General features: G+C 73.5%; 3 protein-coding genes. 2 read left to right on the forward strand and 1 reads right to left on the reverse strand.

Annotated features, from left to right (window positions below; all coding sequences use genetic code 11):
* Positions 1–144 precede the first annotated feature (144 nt).
* On the reverse strand, positions 145–501 hold the full coding sequence (locus ACFU7Z_RS37780; protein ID WP_049649160.1) for a beta/gamma crystallin domain-containing protein: 357 nt from the start codon (positions 499–501) through the stop codon (positions 145–147).
* Positions 502–1,033: 532 nt separating this feature from the next.
* Here ACFU7Z_RS37780 and ACFU7Z_RS37785 point away from each other — a divergent pair.
* Together ACFU7Z_RS37785 and ACFU7Z_RS37790 are read left to right on the forward strand one after the other, a co-directional pair.
* Positions 1,034–1,432, forward strand: a complete 399-nt coding sequence (locus tag ACFU7Z_RS37785; protein WP_074005866.1) for a helix-turn-helix transcriptional regulator — start codon at positions 1,034–1,036, stop codon at positions 1,430–1,432.
* Positions 1,429–3,396, forward strand: a complete 1,968-nt coding sequence (locus ACFU7Z_RS37790; protein ID WP_380782632.1) for a heavy metal translocating P-type ATPase — start codon at positions 1,429–1,431, stop codon at positions 3,394–3,396. The genes ACFU7Z_RS37785 and ACFU7Z_RS37790 overlap by 4 nt, the downstream gene beginning before the upstream one ends.
* The last annotated feature ends 44 nt before the right edge of the window (positions 3,397–3,440 follow it).

Here is a 3,440-nt window from a genome sequence, read left to right on the forward strand (position 1 = left end):
GCCCCTGGAGGGGGTGGCCGGCGTCGGTGAGCCGGGGTGGAGCGAATTCACGTCACAGAAGATTCGGTGGCGATCGAAGCACTGTGGGAATTCCCGGTGATTCGGCCGGGCGAATTTCTGTTCGGGGTTCGCTCTGCCGGTTCGTCAGAGGATCTGGATGGAGTTGACTCGCGGCGGGCGGTTCGGGAAGGAGATGTCGGTCCAGCGGTTGATCCGCACCGAGTCGCCGTTGGCGTCGGAGTAGACCAGGTCGTTGTTCCCGGTGGAGATCCGGTCGACCCACCACCCGCCGAAGCCGATCGACCCCCCGTTCGCATAGCAGTCGACGCTGTCACGGCCGTCGAGGTGCGACCAGATCTTCAGGAAGTCGTTGCGGCTCCCGTCGCACTGGACGTGGTCGATGGCGAAGGCGTTGCCGGACGGCACGGCCACGGTGAGCGTGGCGGCCGCGGCGAAGGCCATCGCCATCGAGCTCACGACCTTCTTGGCTTTCGAGATCATGGATTCTCCTCAGTCGGATGAAATGTCGAATCGGAGACCGCTTCGCAACGAGTTTCGGTTGCGTCGTGCTCGATCAGTATCCAGACCGCTTTTGTGACGGTCAATCGAACGAAGCCTGACCTCACGTGTTCTCGGTCATTTCCCTCCGTGTTTTCGGCGAGGCGTGGGGTGTGGTGTTCTGGTGGGTCGCGAGTGGTCCCGGGGTCGGGCGGACGGGCCGTCGACCGAGGGTCGCCTAAGTGCTGCGCTGACGTGGGGTGATGGTCGGACGGCCGACCGCGCGCGACGGGTGTCGGGGGACGCCTGGCTGGGAGAGGGGGGTGGGGCTGGCGGGTTCGCGCAGGACGTGTCGTGCGGTGCCGGGGGAGGGCGTGGACGGCGTCCCCGCGCCCCAAGCGGCCGCCGTGGCCGCCCGTGGCGACGGCGACGACCTGTCTCTCCGGCGTCCGCTCCTGGATGCGGTCGCGGTCGAACCGGGCCGCGACAGCCCGTCTGGAGCGATGACATCGGCATCAACAGCTATCATCGCTCCATGACGATGAATAGCCCGGCGGCCGGGTCCCCGGCCACCACCTCGTGCGGCGCGCCCTCGGCAGCGGTGGCCCTGTTCCGCTCGCTCGGCGACCCGGCCCGCCTCGCGATCCTGCTGCGCCTGGCCCGGGGCGAGGCCAAGGTCGTGGACCTGGTCGGCTGCGTGGGCCTGGCCCAGTCCACGGTCTCGGCGCACCTGGCCTGCCTGCGGGACTGCGGCCTGGTCGACTCCCGCCCCCAGGGCCGGGCCTCCCTGTACTTCCTGGCCCGCCCGGAACTGCTGGACCTGCTGGCCTCGGCCGAGCAGTTGCTCGCCGCGACCGGCGAGGCCGTCGACCTCTGCCCGATCTACGGCACCCCGGCGGCGCCCGCCCCGGACAGCACCGGGGCCGGCCGATGAGCGACGCCTGCGGCTGCGGCGACGACAGGAAGACCGTGGAGGGAGGGGAGGAGCGCGAACCGGAGAAGCTCTGGGAGGTCGGCGAGCTGCGGGCCGCCGCCGTGGCCGGCGTCCTGCTGCCGGCCGGACTGATCGCCGGCTGGTCCGGCGCGTCCGACACCGCGGTGAACGCGCTGAACGCGCTCGCCCTCGTCGTCGGCGCCTGGACCTTCGTACCCGCCACGCTGCGCCGCCTGGCCAAGGGCAAGGTCGGGGTCGGCACGCTGATGACGATCGCCGCCGTGGGCGGGGTCCTCCTCGGCGAGGTCGGCGAGGCCGCCATGCTGGCCTTCCTCTACTCCGTCAGCGAGGGCCTGGAGGCCTGGTCCCTGGCCCGCACCCGCCGGGGCCTGCGCGCCCTGCTGAACCTGGTGCCCGAACGGGCGACCGTGCTGCGCGACGGCACCGAGCGGACCGTCGCTCCGGCCGAACTGCGGATCGGCGACACGATGGTGGTCAGGCCCGGCGAGCGGATCGCCACCGACGGCACCGTCCGCGCCGGCCGCACCGCCCTGGACGTATCCGCCATCACCGGTGAGTCCGTCCCCGTCGAGGCCGGTCCGGGCAGCGAGGTGTACGCGGGCGCGATCAACGGCACCGGCGTGCTGGAGGTCGAGGTCACCAGCACGGCCGAGGACAACTCGCTGGCCCGGATCGTCCGGATCGTGGAGGCCGAACAGGCCCGCAAGGGCGCCGGCCAGCGCCTCGCCGACCGGATCGCCAAGCCCCTGGTGCCCGGCATCATGGTCGCCGCCGCCCTCATCGCCCTCGTCGGCTCCCTGCTGGGCGATCCGGCCACCTGGATCGAGCGGGCGCTGGTCGTCCTGGTCGCCGCCTCCCCGTGCGCACTCGCCATCTCCGTACCCGTCACCGTGGTCGCCGCCGTCGGCGCGGCCGGCAGGCTCGGCGTCCTGGTCAAGGGCGGAGCCGCCCTCGAAGCCCTCGGCGCCGTACGCGCCGTCGCCCTCGACAAGACCGGCACCCTCACCCGCAACCGGCCCGCCGTCGTCCGCGTCGCCACCCTGGACGGCCACAGCCGCGACACCCTCCTCGCCGTGGCCGCCGCGCTGGAGGCCCGTAGCGAACACCCCCTGGCCGAGGCCGTCCTGGCCGCCGCCCCCGGCGTGCCCGTCGCCACGGACGTCGAGGCGGTCACCGGCGCCGGCCTCACCGGCCGGCTGGACGGCCGCCCCGTCCGGCTCGGGCGCCCCGGCTGGATCGAGCCCGGCCCGCTGGCCGAAGCCGTCACCGCGATGCAGGACTCCGGCGCCACCGCCGTCCTCGTCGAGGACGACGCGACGGTGATCGGCGCGATCGCGGTACGCGACGAACTGCGCCCCGAGGCCCGCGAGGTCGTCGACCGCCTCCGCGCCCGCGGCCTGACCGTGGTGATGCTCACCGGCGACAACGAACGCACCGCCCGGGCCCTCGCCGCCGAGGCCGGCATCGACACCGTGCACGCGGACCTGCGCCCCGAGGACAAGGCCCGCATCATCGGCGGGCTCCGCACCCTCCGCCCGACCGCGATGGTCGGCGACGGCGTCAACGACGCCCCCGCCCTGGCCACCGCCGACCTCGGCATCGCCATGGGGGCGATGGGCACCGACGTCGCCATCGAGACCGCCGACGTCGCGCTCATGGGCGAGGACCTGCGCCACCTGCCCCAGGCCCTGGACCACGCCCGCCGCGCACGGCGGATCATGCTCCAGAACGTCGGCCTGTCCCTGGCGGTCATCGTCGGTCTGATGCCGCTCGCCCTCTTCGGCGTCCTCGGCCTCGCCGCCGTCGTCGCGGTCCACGAGCTCGCCGAGATCGTCATCATCGGCAACGGCGTGCGGGCCGGACGCGCCAAGCCGCTGCCCCCGGCCCCGACTTCGACCCCGCACCGCGCGAGCGCGCCCGCCCCGGCCGGAGCCGTCGCCTGACCCCTCGCCCGTAGCACGGTCCGCCGGCCCCGGCCGCTCCACGC

The sequence above is a fragment of the Kitasatospora sp. NPDC057518 genome (genome assembly GCF_042802075.1).
Taxonomy (GTDB): Bacteria; Actinomycetota; Actinomycetes; order Streptomycetales; family Streptomycetaceae; genus Kitasatospora.

Bases quoted from the DNA above. Each gene is read 5' to 3' on its own strand.
- ACFU7Z_RS37785 (WP_074005866.1), top strand. From the start codon at position 1,034: ATGACGATGAATAGCCCGGCGGCCGGGTCCCCGGCCACCACCTCGTGC.
- ACFU7Z_RS37780 (WP_049649160.1), bottom strand. From the start codon at position 501: ATGATCTCGAAAGCCAAGAAGGTCGTGAGCTCGATGGCGATGGCCTTC.
- ACFU7Z_RS37790 (WP_380782632.1), top strand. From the start codon at position 1,429: ATGAGCGACGCCTGCGGCTGCGGCGACGACAGGAAGACCGTGGAGGGA.